Genomic DNA, 23,865 nt, shown 5'->3' on the forward strand with positions numbered 1-23,865 from the left:
TTGAGCAAAGTTAGTGGGTTTATCTGAAATTCGCTTTTAAGATAGGAGTGCTTAAATCTTAAATTCTTTGGAATCTTTAATATTTTGACTATCAATTAGTTATAATTATGGTGGGTTTGAAAACTATCAAGGTACTAGTTTTGGCATTATTTTTCATGAGTTGTGGTAATGAGGATGCTCCAGAAAACCTGATTTCGGAGGAGGTCATGGTTGATTTGATTTGCGAAACGCATATTTTAGAGTCAAAGGTGGGTAGGATGAACCTAAACAGTTATGATTCGTCTCATGTGGCATTTCAGTACCTTCAGAAGAAGCTTTGGGAAGAGAAAGGAGTGGATTCTCTACAGTATAATGAGAGTTATGAGTATTATGCCAAGTACCCAAAGCTTTTTACCGAGATTTATCAGAAGGTAGAAGACAACCTGGAGGCAATGGAAAATAAAGCTAAAGGAATAGAAACGGCAGAACCAATTTCGATAGAATAAAGTGTAATGAAAGAGAACTTAGTTATCATACCTACATATAATGAAAAGGAGAACATTGAAGCCATAATACTTAAGGTTTTCAGTCTACCTGTGTCTTTTCATGTGCTAATAGTGGATGATGGCTCTCCTGACGGAACTGCTGATATTGTAAAAAACTTGCAACAAAGGTATTCTGAAGAACTTCACTTAGAAGAGCGTGCAGGTAAGTTAGGTTTAGGTACGGCCTACATTCATGGATTTAAATGGGCTTTAGCGAGAAGCTATCAGTTTGTTTTTGAAATGGATGCCGACTTTTCTCATAATCCAGATGACTTAGTTCGACTTTATAATTCTTGTAAAATAGATGGGAATGATATGTCTATTGGCTCTAGATATATCTCCGGGGTAAATGTGGTAAACTGGCCTATAGGACGAGTTTTGATGTCTTATTTTGCTGGAGTATATGTTCGTTTTTTAACACGAATGCCTTTTATGGATCCTACTGGGGGTTTTGTTTGTTATACCAGAAAGGTTTTAGAAACTATTCCGTTAGATAAAATTACGTTTGTGGGTTACGCATTTCAGATAGAAATGAAGTTTAACGCCTACCTCTATAAGTTTAAAGTGCACGAAGTACCTATTATTTTTACAGACCGTACCAAAGGCACCTCAAAAATGTCATCAGGCATTTTTAAGGAAGCCATCTTTGGTGTGGTAATAATGAAAATATGGAGCTGGTTTAAAAAGTTCGAGCGTTAAACGGTTGTGTCTGTTTTATACTGAATACCTGCTTCTTTTCTGGTTTTATCTAATAACCTTATTAGTTTTAAGCTCTGAGAAAGAGGCCATAAGTCTGACTCTGTTTTTCTTTTTCTAAGGCAGTCGTTCACTTCTTCTATCTCATAATCGTAGCCCAAAGTTTCCCTTGGAAACTTGAAAACCTGTGATTCTCCTTCATTCGGAATAAACTCTATTTCCTTTGATTCATGAAACTTAGTTTTCATGACAATGCGTCCCTCCGTGCCGAAAATAGTCGCTTCGGTATTAGTGGGTGCACCAAAAGTACAACTCAATTTGGCAATGGCGTTACTATCATATTTATACAAAAATGCGGTAGTTTCATCTACACCTGTTGGGCCCTTAGTAGAAGTGGCTAAAATGGTAGAAGGATAATCCAGAATTAAAAGCGATAAAAAAGCAGGATAGAGACCAATGTCTAAGAATGCACCACCGCCATATTCAGGATTTAAAACCCTTCTTTCTGGCAAAAATGGTGGAATAAAACCAAAGTCTGCTTGAAGCAGTTTTATGTCACCCAGAGCCTTTGATGCTATAATTTCAAGGACTTTTTTAGTGCTAGGCATAAAACGAGTCCAAAGAGCTTCCATTAAGAAGGTTTCTTTCTCTTTTGCCAAATCAATCATCTCTTGCACCTCTTGCTCATTCATGGCAAACGGCTTTTCACAAAGAACCGCTATGCCTTTATTTAAGCAAAGTTTTGTGCATTCGGCATGACTGGTGTGAGGTGTTGCTATGTAAATAGCATCTAACTCTGGTGTATTAAATATTTCCTCATAAGAGCCATAGGCATATGTGGCGTCATATCTTCTGCCAAAATCTGTTGCTCTTTCGATAGAGCGTGAAGCTACGGCTATTAGTTTTGTGTCTTTGACGGTAGCTAAATCTGACGCAAATTTCTCTGCTATTCTACCTATTCCAATAATTCCCCAGTGAATTGTCTTGCTCATTAAATGTTCTTTTTTGAACATCTAATTTATAAGAAAAAGGTGAGATTATTTTTTTATGAATCGCTTTGTTAAGCTTTGCTCTTTGGTGATGACCTTAATAATGTAGGTCCCAGGGTTTAAGTTCTGAATGTTTAATTTCCAACCCTCTTCGTTTGAGTAGCTGTTTTCTGTTTTTTGTGAAATACCAGCAATATTAAAAACAGTAATAGAGGCCTGAGGATCAAAAACGGAAAGGATTGCCTTTTGAGTGGAAGGGTTAGGGTATAACGAAACAACTGTTTTTTCTGGAGCTAGTGCTAATGGGGTGTTTTGAATTAATAAACTAGGCCCTAAATATGTTTTACCGTTTGTGCCATAATACTTAAGGCGATAATAGTTTGCTCCCAATCTTAACTGAGGGTCTAAATAATTATAGTTTTTTCGGCTACTGCTATTTCCAGAAATGGAAAAGGTTTGAAGCGGGATAAATGAGGTGTTGTCCGCACTTTTTTCTACTACAATTGATTTGGCAGAAAACTCATAATTAGTTCTCCATGAAAGCTCTCCTTGATTATCTAGGTTTCTGAAGCCTCTAAAATCTGTAATTTCAATAGGAGTGGGCTCACCCAACATTAACAGCCAAAAGTCGTTTTCGCCATTGTTTTTTGATACGTCTTCAGAAGAACTACGGCTTATCCCGGCAATAGCCCATGTCTCCTCGCTTAGGGCAATTCCTCCTCGACCTACGTCTAAGTCTTCTCCTCCGTACTGTCCGGCATTTATAATTTGACCCGAAGAGCTTATCGTTAGTGTTAGTATATCAGTGAGTGGGCCTTTTGATGTTACACCTGCAAGCCTAGAGTCACTCGTTCCAAGTGCTAGATAATTGCTACTGCCACTGTAAACGATGTCATAAAGGTTGTCGTTACTTTCTCCACCATAAGGTGTTTTCCATCGAAGGTTTCCGTTTGTGTCTATCTCAAATAGGAAAGCGTCTTTATTTCCAAAATTTGAATTAATTGAACCTTGGTTAGAGCTGGTTTCGCCAACTAAAACAAAGCCTGTTTTTTGATGATTTTCAACAAGTCCGTGAAGTGCATCAATGTTATTTCCTCCCCAAGCTTTTTGCCAAAGGACATTGCCATTTTTATCTGTTCTGACAGCAAAAAAATCTAGGTTACCGTTTCCTGCACCAGCTATTTGGGTTGCGTTGGAGGTGGTGCTACCTACCATCTGGATATCTCCATTTGATGCTATTTCTAGGTTTGAGAACTGCTCGTCAAAATCACTCCCAAAGAACTTTTGCCAAAGAGTGTCTCCTGTTGGGGTTAGTTTTGTTAAGTAAAACTGCTTTGCTTTGTATGGTGAAGAGCCTATTTCATGTGTTCCTCCTATGTATATGAAACCGTCTTTTGAGACGGCCACCGCAGGTTTTGAAAAAGTGTCGGCGTAGTGATAGGTGTCTTCTGTAAATCTCCTTCCTCCAGGAATTATTCGTGTAGAAACTAAGCTGCCATCTTCTTTTATTCTAATCATTAAGATGCCACCATTGGTTCCGTTATAGTTTGCATCGCCATTTGTAGATTTAGTGGAGCCAACTATTACATATTCGCCATTTAATGTTTTTGCTATGCTGGTAGCTTCATCGTCTTCCGAACCGCCAAAGGTTTTAGACCATATTAGGCTTCCGCTTTGATTAAGCTTTACTACCCAAAAGTCGCTTCCACCATTTCCTCTGGCTCCATTAGATGCTCCTACATCAAAACTATTTTTAGAATGCGTAGAGCCCACCATGATGATGCCATTGTCAGAAGTTTTTATTAAGTCGTTTGCGGCATCATCTTCATCACCACCGAAAGAGTGCTGCGATGTAATGCTGTAAGTCTGAGAAAGTACGTTAGAGCTTATTGATAGAACAAGGGCTGTCAATAAGCATTTATAAGAAACCATTAAGCAAGAATATGTTTCCTAATTTTAACACAAAATCCATGCCTATATAAAAAGCCCTGACTGCTAAGCAATCAGGGCTAATATAAAGAGAATATTGTTATCTTATAAAGAAGCAATTATGCCGTTCAATGTGGCACTAGGTCTCATTGCGGCTGATGTTTTATCATCAGATGGATGGTAATACCCGCCCATGTCAATTTCCTTACCTTGAACTGTATTTAATTCTTCTACTATATTAGACTCATTGTCCTCAAGTTTTGACGAAATATCAGTGAAAAGAGCTTGAAGGTCTTTGTCGTTCGTTTGATTGGCCAATTCTTCTGCCCAGTACATGGCAAGGTAGAAATGACTTCCTCTATTGTCTAACTCTTTAACTTTTCTAGAAGGTGATTTTCTGTTTAAAAGTAATTTCTCTGTAGCGTTATCTAAAGTTTCACCTAAAATTCTAGCTTTTTGGTTATTGTCTTTTTCTCCTAAATGGTCTAAAGAAACCGCAAGTGCTAAAAACTCTCCAAGAGAATCCCATCTAAGGTGGTTTTCTTCAGCAAACTGTTGAACGTGTTTCGGAGCAGATCCACCAGCACCAGTTTCAAACAATCCGCCACCATTCATTAATGGAACTATTGAAAGCATTTTAGCAGAAGTACCCACTTCTAAAATAGGAAAAAGGTCTGTAAGATAATCTCTTAAGACGTTTCCTGTTACAGATATAGTGTCTTCACCTTTAATGATTCTCTCTAAAGAGAAAGTAGTAGCATCTTTCGGAGACTTGATTAAAATCTCAAGACCTGTAGTATCATGATTAGGAAGGTAATCATTTACTTTTTTAATCAGTTCTGCATCATGAGCTCTGTTTTTATCTAACCAAAAAACAGCAGGAACGCCTGTGGCCTTCGCTCTATTAACAGCTAATTTAACCCAGTCTTGAATAGGGGCATCTTTTACTTGGCAAGCTCTCCAAATATCTTGGGCTTCTACCTCGTGCTCCATAAGTGTAGTTCCTTTTGAGTCTACTATTCTTACCGTACCAGCAGTAGGTATTTCAAATGTTTTATCATGAGAACCGTACTCTTCTGCTTTTTGAGCCATTAAACCAACATTAGAAACGCTACCCATGGTAGTTGGGTCAAAAGCACCATTCTTTTTACAGAACTCGATAGTTTCTTGATAAACAGCAGCATAGCTACTATCTGGAATGACAGCCTTGGTATCTTGTTGTTTTCCAGCCGCATTCCACATTTGACCTGATGTTCTTATCATAGCAGGCATAGAAGCATCAATGATAACATCACTAGGTACGTTAAGGTTAGTAATTCCTTTGTCAGAATTAACCATGGCTAAAGCAGGGCCATTTTCATAGCAAGCCTGAATGTCAGCCTCAATTGCCGCCTTTTCAGCCGCAGGAAGTTCAGCGATTTTATTAAGTAAATCGCCAAAACCATTGTTCACATCAACACCAAGTTTTTCAATAGTATCAGCATATTTTTCAAATACTGGTTTGAAGAAAACTTTTACAGCGTGCCCAAAAATGATAGGGTCAGAAACCTTCATCATGGTAGCCTTCATATGAAGAGAGAAAAGTACATTTTTAGCTTTAGCATCAGCTATTTGTTCTGTTAAAAAGCTAATCAAAGCTTTTTTACTCATTACGGTGCTGTCTAATATTTCACCCGCTAAAAGAGCAACTTTGTCTTTTAAAACAGTAACAGAACCATCTTTGGCTATCAGTTCAATTTTAACATCAGTGTCTGCGGTAATGGTTACAGACTTTTCGTTTGAGCAGAAATCTCCTGAACCCATTGTGGCTACGTGTGTAGCTGAGTCTGCAGACCATGCACCCATACTGTGAGGGTTATTTTTAGCGTAAGTTTTAACAGCTTTTGGAGCTCTTCTGTCTGAGTTACCTTCACGAAGTACAGGATTTACGGCACTTCCTTTAAGTTTATTGTATTTTGCTAAAACAGCTTTTTCTTCGTCTGTTTTTGGCTCTTCAGGATAATCTGGTAGGGCATATCCCTGAGACTGTAATTCTTTTATTGCCGCTTCTAGTTGAGGAACTGAAGCCGAAACATTTGGCAATTTGATAATATTAGCTTCTGGCGATTTTGCTAATTCTCCCAATTCAGCTAGATCATCGCTTTGTCTTTGGTCTTCTTTTAAGTACTCAGGAAAAGCAGATAAAATTCTAGCAGCCAACGAAATGTCTCTAGTTTCTACAGCTACACCAGCCTTAGAAGTAAAAGCTTTTATAATTGGAAGTAAAGAGTAGGTCGCTAAAGCAGGTGCTTCGTCGGTTATGGTATAAATGATTTTTGACATGAATTGTTAGTTTTAAGTCTTTTATGGTCTTCGGCCATATGTAATAGAACAATGTTTGCTCTTGAAAAGAGCTGCAAAGATAAGAATTTTGACGCAAACTTTAGTCAAAAAAAGAGTTCTCGGAAACCGAGAACTCTTTATGCTTAATATTAAGTTTTGTCAATTAAATCTTAATTAGTTTAATAGCTCATCAAAGGTTAGTGAAACGTAATACATAGAGCCTACAGAAGGGCTTCCAAAAGCTTGAATGTAAGGTTTGCCACCTATGTTAGAACCGCCAATTTTAACAATAGACTTTATAGAAGAAAGCTTGTAGCTTACTTGTGCATCTATGTTATTAACTACAGGTACCTGCGTGTTTTGATATCTTGCTAAGCTAGAGTTAGTAGGTACACCAAAGCTTGACTCCCAAGTAAACTCATCCTGATGTCTAAAATTGATATTGAATCCAAAGTCATTTCCTGGAGCTATTCTTCTCCCAAAACTTAAGTTATAACGATATGCTGGAGTGTTAAAACCTGAGGATTGTAATTCATCAGAAGGAGTGAAACCTTGAAGCTGATTAAACGCAATGTTACCACCAATAGTGAACCTGTTTGGTAATGAATAATCTAACTGTGCGGCCCAACCTTGAACGGTGATTTCTTGAGAAGTATTAGCTGGTCTAGAGTATGCTAGCCTTGTACTTGCACTAGCCACACCAGACTCAATAGGAAGACCCGGGCCAGCAGCTGATATTGGAACTATTACAGAAGTTGTTCCTATGAAATTCGTGTACTTACTGTAATAGTAGTAAGCGTCAACCAGTAGTTTTTTGCCTATTATACCTTTATAACCGATTTCGTAAGAAACAATTTTTTCAGGTTGAAGTTGTTTGTATTGGTATTTTGGAAGAGCTTCTGCAGCGTAAGCAGCACTTACCTGATTAGCTACCTCCGTAACTTTTTCCGTAACTACAGCTTCAACACCACCTGCAATAGTTGCTGCAATTTCTGGACTATTCATTTGAGCCGTTACACCTGCAATGATTGCTGCTTGAGCATCTTCAGGGGCTATTTGACCGGCTTGAACAGCAGCTTGAACTTGAGCAGTTACGCCAGCAGTTACTTGCTCCTGTACGGCGGCTATAACACCTTGTTGGATTAAAGGAATGCTAGGAGTGACAGCCGCAATACCGTAGTTAGTCGCTTTCTCAGTAATAGATGCTAACTGTGCGTCTGAAAATTGGAACTGACCTGTAGCTAATGCGGTAAGGGTTACTAAAGAAACTCCATTACCTAAGTTATATCTGTCATTAAATTCTGGCAAACCACCTATCAAAGTTCCTGATGGAGTAGCTAAGTCAATATACTGATTTTGCGTAGTAGGGATTCTAAAACCTTGCTGCACAGAAAGGCGAATGTTAGAATTTCCAAAAGAAGTTACTGCAGAGAACCTAGGGCTAAACTGACCTTCAAAGTTTTCATTTTTATCATATCGCATAGAAGCAGTAAGTTTTAAGTGGTCGTTAAACACACTTTTTGCTACTTGAGCAAATGCTCCCCACTCATTAATCGGTATACTACCGGTTCTCCCATCTTTAGTATCGGCAAATAATGTCCCGTTCGATCTTAGTTGATACTGACGAACATTACCCCCAACAAGAAGGTCTACAAAAGATATTTCATTTTTAAAGTTATAAACACCATCAGCATGGAACATGTTGGTTTTCTCTGTAAAGCCACCGCCGCCATCTACAATAGCCGTAGTTCTATATTTGTCATAAAGAGCATTATATTCACTTGACCCAGAAACTGGCAAATTTCTATCTGCATAAGCCCTACCAGCAGCATGAGATACCGCATCAGAGCCTCCGCCTAGCTTGCCTGTAAGAAAACCCTGAAGATACTCACCAAACCAGTTTGCATGAGGGCTTACCTCATTTAACATTCCAACTGCTGCAAGTCCCGCAAAGTAAGAATCACCAGAACGTTCTTGTGTAGTATATCCACGCAGGGTAAAGTTGTCTCCTTTTAACTCTAGTTTATATTGAGACAACTTAAAATTTCTAAGAGAATATCTTCCAGTTCCTGTATAAACAGTAGTTCCTGAGCCAGTATTTACTTGACCAATTGCTTCAATTTTATCATTTATTCTGTAGTGAAGAGCTCCGTTAAATTTAAAACTATGGGTGTTATAGTCTACTAGGTCTCTTTCAATAAAGCCTGTTCTACTTACATTGGCATTTGGAACTAAGCCAGCATCTAGGGCACCTTGTAATTGACCTTTCAAGGCGTCAGGTACAGCAGGGCTAGCTAAAAGACCATTTGCAACGGTCGTCATATTTGCTTGAACCTCATCGCCATAAATATTTATTGCATCAGTTTCATACGGGTTGCCTGAGGCTGCATTTAAGTTTGTATAGTCTGTAGCTTGCCAGTCGTCTGCTGATAGGTAAGATAAGTTCACTTTAAATGCTAGTTTGTTATTGAAGGCCTTGGCGTATCTTATAGAAGCATCATAAAAAGGCGTTGTTTTTTTGTCTCTGTTGTCTGCTACCATTAGCCCTGTTTTCACATTTGCACTTAGGCCTTGGTATAAGAAAGGACTTTTTGAATTCATTAGAATAAGACCATTGATGGCATTTGGGCCATATAAAGCAGATGCCGCACCTGGTAGCACCTCAACACTTTCTAAGTCAAGTTCAGGAATACCAATGATATTATCCATAGGGAAGTTAAGTCCTGGAGCAGAATTATCCATTCCGTCAATCATCTGAACAGTTCTTGGATTACCTGTAGCTCCAAAACCTCTCATGTTGATAGATTTGAAAAGAAGACCTTGTGTGGTCATGTCAATTCCTTTCATGTTGGCTAAGCCTTCATAAAAACTAGCGGAAGCATTTTGCTGAATGGCTCTTATGTCCATTTTTTCTACGGTCACTGGCGACTTCATTACACTTTCTTCTACTCTTGAGGCGGCTACCACTACCTCTTGGCCTAGTAGTGATTGCTCATCAAGAGAAATCTGGAGCTTAGTGTTATCACTTGTGATTTGTATTTCCTGTGTTTGGAAACCAAGGTAACTCACTACAATCTCAAATGGAGTAGGGGTAGAGGTATTAAGCTCAAACTCCCCTTTGATATCTGTAATGGTTCCAATGATTTTTCCTTTAACCTGAACACTCACTCCTATAAGTGGCTCTTTTGTCTCGGCGTCGGTGATGATACCCGTAATGGTACTTTGGGCATTTGTAGTAAAAGCTGCCAGAAATAGCATAAAAGCTATTGGCATAAACTTTTGAAGGATAAGTTTAGACATATTTCAGTTTTTAATTTATTGATAAAGTAATTTTTTGCTGGCTAGAATACTACAAATCAAATAGTATTATTATTCAATTCAAACTAAAAATTATGATATTTTTTATTCAACGGGCAGTTTGAGGAGATTATTGGGGAATTATAAGCTATAGCCATCTAAAGTTTGGCTATAATCTGCTATTGAATAATACGTCTGAGTTAAAAGAAATGAGAGAGTCTCTACTTTGTATCAAGCAGATTATAAGTGATTTACTAGGGGTTGCCTTAAGATAGAAAACGAGAACGATAGTTTAGCGGAGTTGTGTTTTTGACACTCTTAAATTGTCTATTGAAATTGGAAAGATTATTAAAGCCACTTTCAAAAGAAACCTCCGAAACGCTGTGTTTATCTTTTTGAAGTAGTTTACAGGCGTGCTCAATTCTTATTTCGGTTAAAAAGGTACTGAAGGTTTTGCGGGTTCGTTTTTTAAAATATCTGCTAAAAGCTGATTCGCTCATGCTAGCTAATCCCGCAATTTCATGAAGCTTGATGTCTTGCTTGAAGTTTTGCATGACATATTCAAAGACCTTTTTTATTCTATCGGAGTCTACATGGTTGTTTAAATAAATGGGGTCAGAGGTCAAAAACTTAAAGTCTTTGGTTCTGCTCATTTTATTTAAAATAGAAAGTAGAGCAATGAGCCTGTCCATGTTTTCTTTTTCAGAAAGGCCTAATAATTCATCTTCTAATTCTTCTGCAAAGTGTTTTCCAAATTGTACTCCTCTTTTACAGTTATCTAATAGCTGTTTTAAGTGAAGGTTTTCTGGTGCTTCTAAAAATGAAGTACCAAGAAAGTCTTCATTGAAGTGAATAACCAAAGACTTTGCTCGTAGCCCAGAGTCCTCTTTATAATACTCAGGTGAGTTTTTATAATAGTGTGGTAAGTAAGAGCCAATCATGGCCAAATCACCAGGTTCAAAATCTGATATGCTGCTACCAATGTATTTTTCACCAACGCTTTTTTGCATAAACACTATTTCTACTTCTGGGTGATAATGCCATGGAGTAGGGAAATAGGAGGCTTCTTGATCAAAAATATTGAAAGAATAGTCAGAGGGAGTTGATATTTTTAATAATTGCGGCTTCACTTTTTAAGTATATTTTGTCCAAAAATACTACTAAATAGTAATAATAGTATTAGATTTCCCTTACTTTTGTTACATAATATCATATTAAATCAAATAATAGTTCAATGAAAGCATTTAGTACAAGCATGATTTACGTGCTTTTGAGTTGCCTTAGTTTTAGTTCTTTGGCCCAAAAAGCATCAAAAGATGGTTGGATAACCCTATTCAACGGAAAAAACTTAGACGGTTGGAATCAAAAAAATGGTGAAGCCAAATACACTGTAGAAAATGGTGAAATAGTAGGAACAACTGTGGCGAACACGCCAAACTCTTTTTTATGTACCAATAAAGAATACGGCGATTTCATTTTTGAAGTAGACTTAAAAGTAGCGGAAGAAATGAATTCTGGTGTTCAGTTTAGAAGCTTGTCTTCTCCAGATTACAATAATGGAAGAGTACATGGTTATCAAATGGAGGTAGACCCATCTGATAGAGCATGGTCTGGTGGAATTTATGACGAAGCTAGAAGAGGCTGGCTTTATATTCCAAACATGAATGAGCCAGCAAAGAAGGCTTTCAAACATAATGATTGGAATACATATAGAATAGAGGCTATTGGTTCTGTATTAAGAACTTGGGTAAATGGTGTGCCGGTTTCTCATCTTATAGATCAAGAAACAGCCGCTGGCTTTATTGCCCTTCAGGTGCATGGTATTGGCTCAAGCGACAGGGCAGGAAAGCAAATAAAATGGCGTAACATCAGAATAAAGACAGAGAATCTAGTTCCTAGTCCTTATGATGAAGTTCCTGTAGTAAACTTGATTGACAATAATCTTTCGGCACAAGAAGTAAATCAAGGCTATAAATTACTTTTTGATGGAAAAAGCTTTGACGGCTGGAGAGGTGTTAACAGAAAAGACATGACTGGTAAAAGATGGTCTGTTGATGATGGTAACATCATGATTAGTAAGTCTGATGGTTCTGAAACAGGGAATGATATTGTCACTACAGAAAACTATGGTGCTTTTGAATTAGTATTTGATTTTAAATTGACACCTGGTGCAAACTCCGGGGTGAAATATTTTGTGAATGAAGATTTTGATGCAGGCGGAAAGTCTGGAATTGGTCTTGAGTTTCAAGTATTAGATGATGTACTTCATCCAGATGCTAAAATGGGCGTAGTGGGTAATAGAACATTGGCCTCTTTATATGATTTGATTCCGTCTACTAAAGTGAGCAAGCGTTTTCAAAGAAAAATTGGTGAGTGGAACCAAGGGCGTTTGGTGGTAATGCCAGATAACACTGTTCAGCATTGGTTAAACGGCTATAAAGTGGTAGAGTACGAAAGAAAAAGCAATATTTTCAAGGCTTTAGTAGCTAGAAGTAAATATGCTAAGTATGAAAACTTTGGTACAGCAGATGAAGGTCCAATCTTGCTTCAAGACCATGGTGATGAGGTAAGGTTTAAAAATCTTAAAATTAGAAAACTGTAATTCTTATTTAATAAAACACCCTATGAATACAAATAGAAGAGAATTTATAAAGAAATCTGTTTTGGCAGGAATGGCCACAAGCATCTCAGCCAGCAGTTATGCTAAAATAATTGGCTCTAACGACCGTGTAAGAGTTGGCTGTGTTGGTTTTTCTGACCGTCACCGTTCTTCTCATGTAGCTTCTTTCAAAGCTCTACAAAAAGAGATGAACTTTGAAATGGTAGCCGTTTCAGATATTTGGAACAAAAGAAGAGCCGAAGGCCAGGCTTATTTGCAAAAGCAGCTTGGCAGTAAAGTAACCGCTTTCAATAATAATGATGAGCTATATGCATCAAACAGCGTAGACGCTGTGATGATAAGTACGGCTGATTTTCAGCATGCATTGCATACTATAGAAGCCGTTCAGGCAGGGTGTGATGTTTATGCAGAAAAGCCATTGGCAGAAACCATGGAAGATAACCGTGCGGTTTTAAAGGCGGTTAAGGATTCTGGAAAGATAGTTCAGATAGGTTCTCAAAGAAGAAGTGGCTCTAACTACCATGCAGCAGCAGATTATATCAAATCTGGTAAGTTTGGCGACATCAAGATGGTGGAACTTATGTGGAATGTAAATCAGCCAGGCAGATGGAGAAGACCTGATTTGGTAGCAAACCTGAAGGAGTCTGATGTAGATTGGAAGCGATTTTTGATGAATAGACCTTATGAGGAATTTGACCCTCGTAAATATTTAGAGTACAGACTTTTCTGGCCATATTCTTCTGGAATTCCTGGACAGTGGATGTCTCACCAGATTGACACAGTTCACTGGTTTAGTGGCCTAGCTCACCCAAGAAGTGTAGTAGCTAACGGAGGAATTTACCAATGGCAAGACGGTAGAAGTAATGCTGATACTTTAACGGTAGTTTTTGATTATGGTCCTTTGGATGATATGTCAAAAGGTTTCCAAGTACAGTTTACAAGTCGTTTTTCTAACTCTGCTGGAGGAACCAAAGAACTTTACTATTCTAATGGTGGAATGATTAATCTTGATACCAACGAGATTTCTCCTGAAGGTGGATTAACTGAAAGGTATGCCTCTGCTATGGATATGAAGCCAAACTTATTGACACCTTCTAAAATTAAGGGTCAAAGAGTAGAAACTTCTGCAAATACGGGTGGAGACAACCTTACGCTTAATCATGTTAAAAACTGGATGGAATGTGTGAGAAGTAGAAAAACACCTAATGCACCAATAGAAGCTGGATATCAGCATTCTATTGCTACTATGATGTCTAATGCGGCTTATAGAACGGGCTTAAAAGTTACGTTTGATGAGAAGTCGCAGGAGGTATTAGCAGGAGGAGTTCCTTTTAAATACTAAAAACCAAGGGTATTTGACGGCCTTCTAAATCTGTTTCAAATTCCAGATTAGAAACCGTCAAACCCATAAGTCTTATACCTTTAGGTGAAGGCAAAAGGGCATTTAGCATTTCGTAAGCTTGTTTAGAGATAAACTGCTCTTCCATAATTAAAAGTTGGGAAGTGCGACTTCGGGTAATAATCTCAAAGTCATCATATTTTATCTTTATCGAGAGCGTCTTGCCAAATGCCCTTGCTTTTTTTATTCTTTTCCAGAGCTGAGCCAAAATAATATCTAACTCTACATAAAGCTCATCTGGCGAGTTCAGGTCATTGCTGAAAGTGTTTTCTACACCTATCGACTTCCTAATTCTATCTGGGTTTACTTTTCTATTATCTTTTCCACGGCAAATATCAAAATAGTACCTGCCAGCTTTGCCAAAGTTATTGACCAAAAACTCAAGACTCTTACTTTTAAGGTCTTTGCCCGTGGCTATTCCCATCTTAATCATTTTCTCTTCTGTCACCTTTCCGATGCCGTAAAAACGCTTTATTGGAAGTGTTTCCACATATGCTTCTGCCTGATGTGGTTTTATCACAAACATGCCATCTGGCTTATTGACATCAGAGGCTGTTTTGGCCAAAAACTTATTAAAAGAGATTCCCGCCGAGGCGGTCAAAGAAGTTTTGGCCTTTATTTTTTCTCTGATTTGCTTCGCAATTTCTGTGGCGAGCGAAATGTTTTTATGATTCTCCGTTACATCGAGATAAGCCTCATCTAAAGATAGCGGCTCTATAAGCTCCGTATATTCCTGAAAAATTTCTCTGATTTGATTAGAGACCTCTTTGTATTGCTCAAATCTTGGTTTCACAAAAATGAGGTTTGGGCAAAGCCTTTTAGCTGTTTTAGAGGGCATAGCCGAGCGTACGCCAAACTTTCTGGCCTCATAGCTAGCCGCTGCCACCACACCTCTTTCTGCACTTCCTCCTACCGCCACAGGTTTCCCTTTCAGCTCCGGATTATCACGCTGCTCCACAGATGCAAAAAAGGCGTCCATGTCTATGTGAATAATTTTACGGAGGGGTGTTTTCATTAGTGTTAATAAACCATATTAAAGGCAGAGTCTAAACCCAAGTCTGGCAATATTTGATTCATGTGGTGCTTCAAATGCTCCACATAGTCTTTCATGATAAATTCAAGGGTGAATGGTCCCACACCTTCTACTTTTATCTCGTTTGATAAAGCCTCCCTAGGAACATTTTCAATGATATGAGCCATGTGATGATTAAACATTGCCCAGAAATCTATTAATTGATGCCAATCATAATTTTCGTATTTCTGAACATCCACCCACTCGTTCTGATGGTAGCCTGCCACATCAATATTTTTAAACTCCATGGCCTTTACAAACTTCATTTGATTGTTATTCGCAGAGTCTATCAAATGCCCAATAACTTCCTTTGGGCTCCATTTACCTTCGGCAGGTCTCTTTGATGCATATTTATCATCTATTTCTTTGAGAATGGGCACCATTTTATTGATAACATCCTTCAGGTTTTGGGCTACTTCTATCATTCAAATCGTTAATTTTGAATCAAATTTATAGATTTAGATTTTCTAAGACAGGTAAATACAAAACATTCGAAATTTTGATTCCTTTTATATATTTCTTTCTACGCTTTGAGGCGTATCTTGTTAACATATTTTTTATGAAAAGGCTAGATATTACTGGCCTAGAAAACATTGATAGAAGCAAGCCTATACTTTTTGCCTCAACTCACGCAAACTCCTTTTATGATGCCATCATATTACACTTGGTTTTTAAAAGATACGTGTATGCTTTGGCCAGAGGCGATGCTTTTAAGAAACCTATAGTAGCCAAAATCCTAAGCTGTATTCACATGCTACCTGTTTGGCGAATTACGGAAGGTAGAAGTAACATGGCAAAAAACGCTAAGACTTTTGACCACTGCAACGAGCTTTTTAAACAAAATAAACAGGTTTTGATATATCCAGAAGGGATTTGTAAAAATCAAACGTCGCTTTTACCTCTTAAGAAAAGGGGTACTGCCGCTATGGCTTTTAGGGCCTGGAATGAAGGCACGGATGTACAGGTGGTGCCAGTAGTGCTTACTTATGATTCCTTCAAAAAATTTGGGAAAAGAATCAATCTGAACTTTGGCAAACCGCTACAGAAAGAGTCTTTTGACCTTTCAGAAGAGATTAGTTTTTCAAAAGACTTTACAGCTACTTTAGCAGAAAAAATGAAGCCTCTTTTCTCTTTCGACTTTAAGCCAGTTGGTTTTTGGAGAAACGTTCTGCACTATTTTGGCTGGCTAATTAACTTTCCATTATACTTGGCTATTGACGCATTTGTCAAAAAGAAATTCGGTAAAACAATTTTCTCAGATTCCATCTGGTTTGGTGTTATGTACCTTACTTACCCTCTTTATTTACTTCTTTTGATTTTCGGCCTTACTCGATTATTCTAGCAAAAAACTTAATACTCATGTCAGTAAAAATAGGACCTATAGCAGAAACATTACCAACTTATTTGGCGGACAAAGACTACTCACAAGTAATAGTCTTGGTAGATAAAAACACTAACAAGCATTGCTATCCTTTAGTGAAAGATTTTTTACCAAGTCATATTTTGGTCAAAATAAAACCCGGAGAAGCTCATAAGACCTTAGCGACTTGCCAAGAAATTTGGCAAACTATGACTGATGCAAACATGGACAGGCACGCTTTAATGATAGATCTAGGCGGTGGTGTTATAGGTGACATGGGTGGTTTCTGTGCTGCCACTTATAAAAGAGGAATAGATTTTATCCAAATTCCAACCACGCTTCTGGCTCAGGTTGATGCCAGTGTAGGAGGTAAATTGGGAATAGATTTCAATGGCTTTAAAAACCATATCGGTGTTTTTCAGCTACCACAAACCGTACTGATAGACTCCGTTTTCTTGAAGACTTTGCCATTTGAAGAGTTGAGATCAGGCTTTGCAGAAATCACGAAACATTGTCTAATTCAGGATGCTAAAAAGTGGGAAGAGATAAGCAGTTTAGATTTTGATGAGCAAAAATTTGATGACCTTATAGCCCATTCTATTGAGATAAAAAAGAAAGTGGTTGCCGCAGACCCAACCGAAAAGGGCCTTCGTAAGATTTTAAACTTTGGACATACGCTAGGCCATGCCGTAGAAACTTACTTTCTAGAAAAAGGGCCAAAACATAGATTGCTTCATGGCGAGGCCATAGCGGTAGGTATGATTTGCGAAGCTTTCCTTTCGCTAGAAAGAGGCATGATAGATCAAAAGTTATTTGAAGAGATTGAGGAATTTATTTTTAGTGTGTATGGTAAAGTGAAGCTGAAGCCTGATTACATTCCTGCTATTTTGAAACATACCTTACAAGATAAAAAGAACAAAGGAGCGAAAGTGAGATTTTCCTTACTTGATGGTCGAGGCTCCTGTACATTTGATATAATCTGCAATAAAGCTGAAATGAAAAGTGCCTTACTTTATTATGTAGGGTAGGTCATTTTGAGTTAATTGTTTGGTTTTAATGGTTTTCCACTTTATTTTTATTAGCTGCTTGCATCCTTTTTGAAAGAATGTACGTAGATGTTGAAACCTTTAAAATCTATTTCGAATGAAAAAACTCTTACCCCTTTTTGTATTAATTGCTTTTAGTTTTGCTGGATGCAACTCGTTAAAGCTAATGGTTGACAACGATTATAGTTACGACACAGACTTTACAACCTATAAAAACTATAACTTTTTGGCTTGTGAAGTAGACACTTCTTTTATTTGTACTGAAATTCAAGATGCTATTAGAAGGCAGATGAGGGCTAGAGGCTACAAGCTCACTGAAGAAGGCCCAGGTTTGCTTGTGAGTTATAGTATTATCAAAGAAAGAGTTGAGTACAAGGGCTATTTTCAGCCTACACTAAACCGATGGGTTAATAAGTATGATTACGATGATACCTATAAAACGCAAAACTTCAATTTTGGTGGCGGTATGATTCTGGTTTCTTTATTAGATGCAGAGAGTAGCAAGCTAATTTGGAGAGGATATGCTTCAGGTGTTTTCAATAAGAAAATCAAAAAGCCTGTAAATTATTATAGGAGTGTAGTCAGAACTATTTTTGACCAATATCCGCTCTTCGCTGCAGGTGAAACACCGCGTAAGCTAACGAGCCTTTATTAAGCCATTCTTAGAAAGGTTAAGTTATTTACATCACCATTTTGGTATAAATCTTTTTAATAGCCTCTGAGGGTTCATGGCAGTAGCCAGGATGTACCTCAGATGCTTGGATGATGGTGCTGCGTCTTGCTGTAAGCCATCTAAACCTTGATGCTTGCTCTTGTTCACCTATTAGACCTGAATCAGGGGTTCCTTTACATATTTTTTCGAAAGACTGAAGGTGTTCCTGAAGCTCTCTGAGGCTAATGTTTTTGCTGAAAGCTTTTAAGCGGTCAGTGTCTAGATGGTACTTAAAATCTAGAAACCGTTTCGATTTGCAATATAAAACCACGCCAATATTGATAGACTCACCACGGTCTACACAGGGGATTAACTTCAATACGGCATATTCGTAAAGGTGTTTATCTGGCATCAATGGCGTGTTTTAAGAATACGTCGGAATGCTTTCTTCTGTTTAAAAGAAAGTCCAAGTAAAGTTCTCTACTAAGGTTTTCGTCTGATGCTAGCCAGTCTTCTGGGATAACACTAACTACCTCTTCTAAAAGTTCTGGGCTTATCTTTTCAAGCATGAAATCATTGACTTCTGCTAGCTTAGAGGCACTTTTTAAAAGAACGTGGTCTTTGATAAGTACAAAAGGTTTTTCGCTTTGTTCCTTCCAATTTTCTGGATTATGATGAAAGTATAATGATGCTCCGTGATCAATGAGCCAAAGCTCACTTTTCCACATCAGCATATTGGTGTTTCTTGCAGTACGATCAATATTCATCAAAAAGGCATCTAACCAAAGAATTTTAGAAGCTGTTTCTGGGTCTACGGTATTTACTACAGCATCAAAAGTTATAGAACCTTTTAAATAATGAACACCAAGATTTAAGCCTACACTCCATTTTAATAAGTCCTGAATTTCTTCATCTGCTTCGGTTCTGCCATAACCTTCTGGCAAGTCGCCAAAAACCATTTCGGGCATTCTTAAACCTGCGGCTCTAGCTATTTCTCCACCAATCAAGTCGGCAATGAGTGCTTTACAACCTTGACCCGCTCCACGAAACTTAAGTACATACATAAAGCCGTCGTCGGCATCTACTATGGCTGGCAAAGAGCCACCCTCTCTTAGGGGCGTCACATAGCGGTCAATATGAACATTCCTTATTTCAATCATCCTTAAGGTTGTGTAAGCTTTTGAAAAGTGGCCTCCATGCTTTCTCCCATACTTTTAAAAGTATCAATACTCTCGTCTGCCACTATTTTGCCTTGATTTAGCACTATCACGCGTTCGCATATGGATTCTACTTCCTGCATAATGTGGGTACTAAAAATTACGGTTTTATCTTTTCCTACCGTTTTAATCAAGTTTCTGATTTCACTTAACTGGTTTGGGTCTAGTCCGGTGGTAGGTTCATCTAAAATAAGTATTTCTGGGTCATGAATTAAGGCTTGTGCTAAACCTACACGCTGCCTGTATCCTTTTGATAGCTGTCCTATTTTTTTGTGCTTCTCTCGGTCAAGGCCTACCATGTCAATGAGCTCTGCTACTCTATTTTTTAAAGCTTTACCTCCCATTCCGTATAAAGAACCTGCAAACTCCAAAAACTCTCGGATATACATTTCTAAGTAAAGAGGATTATGCTCTGGTAAATAGCCTATGGAACTTTGTGCTAGTTTGGCTTGTGATTTTAGTGAATAATCATTGACAAATGCATCTCCCTCACTGGCATCAAGATAGCCCGTAAGTATTTTCATGGTAGTGCTTTTTCCTGCACCATTTGGCCCAAGGAAACCTACTATTTCACCTTTTTTGATATCAAAACTAATGCTATCAATGGCTTTTTGAGTACCGTAGGTTTTGCTTAGGTTTTTAATGGATATTGACATAAATACACTTTTTTAGAAAAACGAAATTAACATAAATTATTTCGTTGTAATCTGATAATTGGCTTAAAATTATAACGACGGGTTCCACCCATCGCTACCCATATCATGTCCCTACGGGACATCTACTCTTAGATTTAAGCTAACAAAGTAAAAACCGCCCTGCCAAATGGCGGGACGGTTTCTGGTTTTTTGTGTTTGTTGAAGTATTGTAAATATTATAAAAGGGGTAAATTTTTTAGAAGATGTACTTGTTCTCTTCAAGCATGGCATCAGCCACTCTTCTTCTTGCATCTTTCACATTAAATGGGTCAATTTTGGTAAACCTCTTCAGTCCCATTAACATAACTCTTAGTTCGTCCCCTTCGGCAAATGATTGGATGGCGTCTCTACCAGCAGCATTAGATTTATTCACTGCTTTATGTAGGTTAAGCATCATCATATCTTTTTCTAAGCTTACTGCGTCTTCTCCGGCAGTGCTCATTTTCTTTTCTACTCTAAGTATGGCCGACTCCGCAGCATAAACCTCGATAATCATATCGGCTACGTTCATTAAGATTTCTTGCTCATGAGAAAGCTTCATCATGAACTTCTGAACAGCTGCTCCAGCTATCATTAAAACAGCTTTCTTAAGGTTCTTAACCACTTTCTTTTCTTTGGCAAATTCACCGTCATCGTCTCCTCCAAAAGATGGAACCGACATAATTTCTTTAGCTACTTCTTGAGCCGGACCCATTAAGTCCATTTCACCTTTCATGGCACGCTTAAGGAGCATATCTACTGTTAGCAGACGGTTAATCTCGTTGGTTCCTTCAAAAATTCTGTTGATTCTAGAGTCTCTATAAGCTCTTTCTACGGGAGCATCAGCTGAGTAGCCCATTCCTCCAAAAATCTGAACGCCTTCGTCTGCTACGTAGTCTAAAACCTCAGAACCATGTACTTTCAAAATAGCACACTCAATAGCAAACTGCTCTAAAGCACTTAGTTTGGCTTCGGCGTCAGTTTTACCAGCTTCTTTAAAAGTGATAATTAAGTCATCAATGTTTTGACCCGCTCTATAACATGCAGTTTCGGAAACCCAAATCTGCGTAGCCATCTCACCTAATTTATGCTTTATGGCACCAAAACGACCAATAGAAATACCAAACTGCTTACGCTCATTGGCATAGTTTAAAGATTTGTTGATGATTCCTTTTGAACCTCCTACAGCAGCTATACCTAATTTGATACGACCAATATTAAGGATGTTTACTGCTATTTTAAAGCCGTTTTGTCTTGCAGAAAGCATGTTTTCTGCTGGCACCACACAGTCGTTAAAGAATACTTGACGCGTATCAGAGCCCTTAATACCTAGTTTTTTCTCAGGCTCGTTCATGGTAATGCCACCATGTGTCTTTTCAACAATAAAAGCCGTAAGGTTTTTGTCGTCTTCTATTTTGGCAAAAACAATAAACACATCTGCAAAACCACCATTGGTGATCCACATTTTTTGACCGTTTATTTTATAAGTTTTGCCATCGGCACTTAACTCCGCTTTAGTTTTTCCTGAATTAGCGTCCGAACCAGAATCTGGCTCAGTTAAACAATAGGCCGCTTTCCATACTCCGGTGGCTAAGTTTGGTAAATATTTTTTCTTTTGCTCCTCGCTTCCGTAATATAGAATTGGAAGTGTTCCAATACCCGTATGAGCTGACTGAGCTACGGAGAAAGAGTGGCCGTTTCCTAAAACCTCTGCTACTAGCATTGAAGTGTTAAAATCCATTCCGAAACCGTCATACTCTTCAGGAACAGCTGTTCCTAAAAGGCCAAGCTCTCCGGCTTTGTCCATAAGTGTAGACATTAATTCAGGAGATTTAGCCTCGTCTATTTCATCTAAAATTGGGTGTATTTCCGTTTTTAAGAAGTCCATACAAGTTTCAGCAATCATACGCTGTTCTTCGTTAAATTCTTCTGGAATGAACACATCTTGTGCAGATGTCTCTTTTATTAAAAACTCGCCACCTTTTAAAGACGCTTTTTCTGATACCGCTGTCATAGAATTATAGAATTGAAATGTTATCTGTCGAAATAATAGTATGCTTGCATACCATTGCAAATATAAAACAAATAAATAATAGTATGCAAGCATACTATATGAAAAATTAAATAATTCTTAGACTTAATTTAAGGGCAGTTTTCTATGGTAGCTTTAAAGACTGCACCAGATTTTGCTTCAAAACCTGGGTTTAGCAAAACAGATTCGTTGGCAGAGTAGTTGATTTTTCCAGATGGAGAGAGCTTTTGAATACTCTGGAGCGTTTGCTGTGTTTGATATGGATTTTGCGTGTTTACTACGCCACCAGTCAAACTTAATGGACTAGCAAAGCAAGAAGAAACCACAACGCTTTGTGCGGCGGTAGCTGCACTTAAACAGTGCAATGTTTTACAAGCTAGTGTATAATTTGCCGTGCTAGTTGGATATAAAGCAACTGGGTTTATTTCCGCACCAGTACTCCAAGTGTATATGCCATTGCAGTTACTTCCTGTAAGTGTCAAAGTATCACCTGACCTGATTTGGCTAGCTGAAGTCACAAAACTAGGATTAGTAGGCAGTGTGAAAGTATTTAAATCAACGATTGGGCTAAAAAGCACTTTTCCTGAGGTGGCCTTCCTGACATTTAAAGCATATTTCCCAGTACCAACCGTTATGCTGCTGGTGCTATCATATTGCCAGTTAAGGCGTTTGTAGCCTGATGGGGGTAATGCAGTATAATCTGCACCGTAGTCGCTTGTATTACCTAAAGCTTCATTATCTGTATTATCTCTATTTGACCAAGCATATTTATCATAACTTCCTGATGAGGTAAGCGTGATAGGTGTGGACGGGCTTCCTGGAGTACAGGTAAAATCTAATTCTATAAAGTCTGAGGCTAAAATGGGAGTTGAGCTAATTAAAAAGCCACTAGTTATATAGTTATACCATTCCGTTGCGTGTTCAGACAAGCCAGCTGGCAAGTCCATATGAACATTGTCGGACCGTTTACTTCCTCCTATAATATCATCTGTTTCTGGTCCAGCGTAGACGTTTCCATCATCGTTTATAACTGAATTTTGAGCAGCAATAACATTTCCATAAGCACTACCATTATAAGATGCTCGTGCTACCATCCATGATAAATTTGGGTACTCGCTTTGTTCTCTTGTTTTAGAGACAATCGTCTGAAGCCAGCCTTTATAATCATTGGTAGGAGTGCCACTATCCGATTCTCCCTGGTGCCAAAGAACGGCACGTATTCCTGTTAAACTTGTATACAACCTCATCACTGAAGCTAAAGCTCCATAAGGGTGCTGAAACTCTTCCTTTATGAAGAAATCAGGACTAGTTAGGGGTTGACCAAGTGCTGATTCCGCCCAGAGTTGTATTCGAGTACCTCCAAAACCTGCTCCATAGAAAAGAACAGGAACATTCAAAGCAGTTACTAAATCTTCAGAGACTTTTCCCCAGTGCCAAGGAGCATTATGAAAAGGTCCAATGTAGACAGAATCACTAGCTACACTATCGGCGTTCATGGGCGAATAACCAATAGGCAGTTTGTTGTATTCATTCGTTTTGTTCGAATAACGCATTACATTGGAGCGATCTTCATCCGAGTCTATTCCTACGCCTGAAGTTGAGGTTGTCCCTGTAGCATTTGACTGCCCAGCAATTACAAAAACCTCTCCTACGCCCACTCGGTTTCTTCCTACGGAGTCTATTTGAACTCCATTTTTGTAAGCTTTTACACCTAATTTATACCAGCCACCTTGAGCCAATATCTTACCATAGAAATATGGCTTTCCGTCTCTTTCGTCTACTTTTTGCCAGGCACTGGCTGTTCCTTGTCCTACTACACGAGGAAACACCTTAGCGGTAATGCTATCATATTCGGCGGAGAAGTTTCCACTTATTTGAATATAAGCTTGGTTTGAGTTGTTTCGTTGAAAAATTTGTCTTTCCACAGGAAACGTCAATGAGATTTGCCCAATAGATGAGGTAACACTCAGTAGACCAAAGCAAAAGAATAAGAGTTTTTTCATAATCAGTAGTACAAAAGTAAAAGATGTAAATTG

19 protein-coding genes are annotated in these 23,865 nt (G+C 38.3%); 7 read left to right on the top strand and 12 right to left on the bottom strand.

Features of this window, described 5'->3' with window-relative positions; translation table 11 throughout:
• The first annotated feature begins 107 nt into the window (after positions 1 to 107).
• Both AADJ06_RS11330 and AADJ06_RS11335 read left to right on the top strand, forming a co-directional pair.
• Complete coding sequence (locus AADJ06_RS11330) at positions 108 to 485, top strand: DUF4296 domain-containing protein (RefSeq protein WP_341226561.1); 378 nt, start codon at positions 108 to 110, stop codon at positions 483 to 485.
• A 6-nt stretch (positions 486 to 491) separates the two neighbouring features.
• Positions 492 to 1,223 carry a polyprenol monophosphomannose synthase gene (locus AADJ06_RS11335; protein ID WP_341226562.1) on the top strand — a complete coding sequence of 244 codons (732 nt, stop codon included), beginning with the start codon at positions 492 to 494 and terminating at the stop codon, positions 1,221 to 1,223.
• Here AADJ06_RS11335 and AADJ06_RS11340 read toward each other — a convergent pair.
• The 5 genes from AADJ06_RS11340 to AADJ06_RS11360 all read right to left on the bottom strand — a co-directional run bounded on the left by AADJ06_RS11340 (position 1,220) and on the right by AADJ06_RS11360 (position 10,887).
• Positions 1,220 to 2,212, bottom strand: coding sequence for a Gfo/Idh/MocA family oxidoreductase (locus AADJ06_RS11340; protein ID WP_341226563.1), 993 nt, complete (start codon positions 2,210 to 2,212; stop codon positions 1,220 to 1,222). The genes AADJ06_RS11335 and AADJ06_RS11340 overlap by 4 nt on opposite strands.
• A 45-nt stretch (positions 2,213 to 2,257) precedes the next feature.
• Complete coding sequence (locus AADJ06_RS11345) at positions 2,258 to 4,141, bottom strand: T9SS type A sorting domain-containing protein (protein WP_341226564.1); 1,884 nt, start codon at positions 4,139 to 4,141, stop codon at positions 2,258 to 2,260.
• Between the two features lie 102 nt (positions 4,142 to 4,243).
• On the bottom strand, positions 4,244 to 6,460 hold the full coding sequence (locus AADJ06_RS11350) for an NADP-dependent isocitrate dehydrogenase (protein WP_341226565.1): 2,217 nt from the start codon (positions 6,458 to 6,460) through the stop codon (positions 4,244 to 4,246).
• Positions 6,461 to 6,634: 174 nt separating this feature from the next.
• A complete protein-coding gene (locus AADJ06_RS11355) occupies positions 6,635 to 9,760 on the bottom strand; it encodes a carboxypeptidase-like regulatory domain-containing protein (RefSeq protein WP_341226566.1) in 3,126 nt (1,041 codons plus the stop codon).
• Between the two features lie 263 nt (positions 9,761 to 10,023).
• The gene (locus tag AADJ06_RS11360) at positions 10,024 to 10,887 is read right to left on the bottom strand and encodes an AraC family transcriptional regulator (RefSeq protein ID WP_341226567.1); all 864 of its coding nucleotides are present in this window, start codon (positions 10,885 to 10,887) and stop codon (positions 10,024 to 10,026) included.
• Between the two features lie 104 nt (positions 10,888 to 10,991).
• Here AADJ06_RS11360 and AADJ06_RS11365 point away from each other — a divergent pair, with 104 nt between their 5' ends.
• Together AADJ06_RS11365 and AADJ06_RS11370 are read left to right on the top strand one after the other, a co-directional pair.
• A complete protein-coding gene (locus AADJ06_RS11365; protein WP_341226568.1) occupies positions 10,992 to 12,359 on the top strand; it encodes a DUF1080 domain-containing protein in 1,368 nt (455 codons plus the stop codon).
• Between the two features lie 22 nt (positions 12,360 to 12,381).
• Positions 12,382 to 13,719, top strand: a complete 1,338-nt coding sequence (locus AADJ06_RS11370) for a Gfo/Idh/MocA family oxidoreductase (protein WP_341226569.1) — start codon at positions 12,382 to 12,384, stop codon at positions 13,717 to 13,719.
• Here the strand turns inward: AADJ06_RS11370 and dinB are convergent.
• Both dinB and AADJ06_RS11380 read right to left on the bottom strand, forming a co-directional pair.
• Positions 13,709 to 14,791: a DNA polymerase IV gene (dinB, locus tag AADJ06_RS11375; protein WP_341226570.1), complete on the bottom strand. Its 1,083-nt coding sequence runs from the start codon at positions 14,789 to 14,791 to the stop codon at positions 13,709 to 13,711. The two genes, AADJ06_RS11370 and dinB, sit on opposite strands and share 11 nt — an antisense overlap.
• Before the next feature lie 5 nt (positions 14,792 to 14,796).
• Positions 14,797 to 15,273, bottom strand: a complete 477-nt coding sequence (locus tag AADJ06_RS11380) for a DinB family protein (protein ID WP_341226571.1) — start codon at positions 15,271 to 15,273, stop codon at positions 14,797 to 14,799.
• 134 nt (positions 15,274 to 15,407) lie between these two features.
• On the opposite strand from AADJ06_RS11380, the gene AADJ06_RS11385 reads away from it, so the two are divergent.
• The 3 genes from AADJ06_RS11385 (at position 15,408) to AADJ06_RS11395 (ending at position 17,909) form a co-directional block, all read left to right on the top strand.
• Complete coding sequence (locus AADJ06_RS11385) at positions 15,408 to 16,190, top strand: 1-acyl-sn-glycerol-3-phosphate acyltransferase (protein WP_341226572.1); 783 nt, start codon at positions 15,408 to 15,410, stop codon at positions 16,188 to 16,190.
• Between the two features lie 17 nt (positions 16,191 to 16,207).
• Positions 16,208 to 17,236, top strand: a complete 1,029-nt coding sequence (gene aroB / locus AADJ06_RS11390; protein WP_341226573.1) for a 3-dehydroquinate synthase — start codon at positions 16,208 to 16,210, stop codon at positions 17,234 to 17,236.
• A 115-nt stretch (positions 17,237 to 17,351) separates the two neighbouring features.
• A complete protein-coding gene (locus AADJ06_RS11395; RefSeq protein ID WP_341226574.1) occupies positions 17,352 to 17,909 on the top strand; it encodes a DUF4136 domain-containing protein in 558 nt (185 codons plus the stop codon).
• A 25-nt stretch (positions 17,910 to 17,934) separates the two neighbouring features.
• Here the strand turns inward: AADJ06_RS11395 and AADJ06_RS11400 are convergent, their stop codons facing one another.
• From AADJ06_RS11400 to AADJ06_RS11420, 5 genes are all read right to left on the bottom strand, one after another.
• Positions 17,935 to 18,318, bottom strand: a complete 384-nt coding sequence (locus tag AADJ06_RS11400) for a DUF3037 domain-containing protein (protein ID WP_341226575.1) — start codon at positions 18,316 to 18,318, stop codon at positions 17,935 to 17,937.
• Positions 18,308 to 19,066, bottom strand: a complete 759-nt coding sequence (locus tag AADJ06_RS11405; RefSeq protein WP_341226576.1) for a HipA family kinase — start codon at positions 19,064 to 19,066, stop codon at positions 18,308 to 18,310. Before AADJ06_RS11405 ends, AADJ06_RS11400 begins: the two co-directional genes overlap by 11 nt.
• Before the next feature lie 2 nt (positions 19,067 to 19,068).
• The gene (locus AADJ06_RS11410) at positions 19,069 to 19,779 is read right to left on the bottom strand and encodes an ATP-binding cassette domain-containing protein (protein WP_341226577.1); all 711 of its coding nucleotides are present in this window, start codon (positions 19,777 to 19,779) and stop codon (positions 19,069 to 19,071) included.
• A gap of 235 nt (positions 19,780 to 20,014) precedes the next feature.
• Positions 20,015 to 21,811, bottom strand: coding sequence for an acyl-CoA dehydrogenase family protein (locus AADJ06_RS11415; protein ID WP_341226578.1), 1,797 nt, complete (start codon positions 21,809 to 21,811; stop codon positions 20,015 to 20,017).
• A 128-nt stretch (positions 21,812 to 21,939) separates the two neighbouring features.
• Positions 21,940 to 23,832: a 3-coathanger stack domain-containing protein gene (locus AADJ06_RS11420; protein ID WP_341226579.1), complete on the bottom strand. Its 1,893-nt coding sequence runs from the start codon at positions 23,830 to 23,832 to the stop codon at positions 21,940 to 21,942.
• Positions 23,833 to 23,865: the final 33 nt, after the last annotated feature.

Origin of the sequence: uncultured Arcticibacterium sp., assembly GCF_964021845.1 — a bacterium.
Lineage (GTDB): Bacteria > Bacteroidota > Bacteroidia > Cytophagales > Spirosomataceae > Arcticibacterium.

Coding starts and splice junctions, on each gene's coding strand:
- AADJ06_RS11330 (WP_341226561.1), top strand. CDS start 108: ATGGTGGGTTTGAAAACTATCAAGGTACTAGTTTTGGCATTATTTTTC.
- AADJ06_RS11335 (WP_341226562.1), top strand. CDS start 492: ATGAAAGAGAACTTAGTTATCATACCTACATATAATGAAAAGGAGAAC.
- AADJ06_RS11340 (WP_341226563.1), bottom strand. CDS start 2,212: ATGAGCAAGACAATTCACTGGGGAATTATTGGAATAGGTAGAATAGCA.
- AADJ06_RS11345 (WP_341226564.1), bottom strand. CDS start 4,141: ATGGTTTCTTATAAATGCTTATTGACAGCCCTTGTTCTATCAATAAGC.
- AADJ06_RS11350 (WP_341226565.1), bottom strand. CDS start 6,460: ATGTCAAAAATCATTTATACCATAACCGACGAAGCACCTGCTTTAGCG.
- AADJ06_RS11355 (WP_341226566.1), bottom strand. CDS start 9,760: ATGTCTAAACTTATCCTTCAAAAGTTTATGCCAATAGCTTTTATGCTA.
- AADJ06_RS11365 (WP_341226568.1), top strand. CDS start 10,992: ATGAAAGCATTTAGTACAAGCATGATTTACGTGCTTTTGAGTTGCCTT.
- AADJ06_RS11370 (WP_341226569.1), top strand. CDS start 12,382: ATGAATACAAATAGAAGAGAATTTATAAAGAAATCTGTTTTGGCAGGA.
- dinB (WP_341226570.1), bottom strand. CDS start 14,791: ATGAAAACACCCCTCCGTAAAATTATTCACATAGACATGGACGCCTTT.
- AADJ06_RS11380 (WP_341226571.1), bottom strand. CDS start 15,273: ATGATAGAAGTAGCCCAAAACCTGAAGGATGTTATCAATAAAATGGTG.
- AADJ06_RS11385 (WP_341226572.1), top strand. CDS start 15,408: ATGAAAAGGCTAGATATTACTGGCCTAGAAAACATTGATAGAAGCAAG.
- aroB (WP_341226573.1), top strand. CDS start 16,208: ATGTCAGTAAAAATAGGACCTATAGCAGAAACATTACCAACTTATTTG.
- AADJ06_RS11395 (WP_341226574.1), top strand. CDS start 17,352: ATGAAAAAACTCTTACCCCTTTTTGTATTAATTGCTTTTAGTTTTGCT.
- AADJ06_RS11400 (WP_341226575.1), bottom strand. CDS start 18,318: ATGCCAGATAAACACCTTTACGAATATGCCGTATTGAAGTTAATCCCC.
- AADJ06_RS11405 (WP_341226576.1), bottom strand. CDS start 19,066: ATGATTGAAATAAGGAATGTTCATATTGACCGCTATGTGACGCCCCTA.
- AADJ06_RS11410 (WP_341226577.1), bottom strand. CDS start 19,779: ATGTCAATATCCATTAAAAACCTAAGCAAAACCTACGGTACTCAAAAA.
- AADJ06_RS11415 (WP_341226578.1), bottom strand. CDS start 21,811: ATGACAGCGGTATCAGAAAAAGCGTCTTTAAAAGGTGGCGAGTTTTTA.
- AADJ06_RS11420 (WP_341226579.1), bottom strand. CDS start 23,832: ATGAAAAAACTCTTATTCTTTTGCTTTGGTCTACTGAGTGTTACCTCA.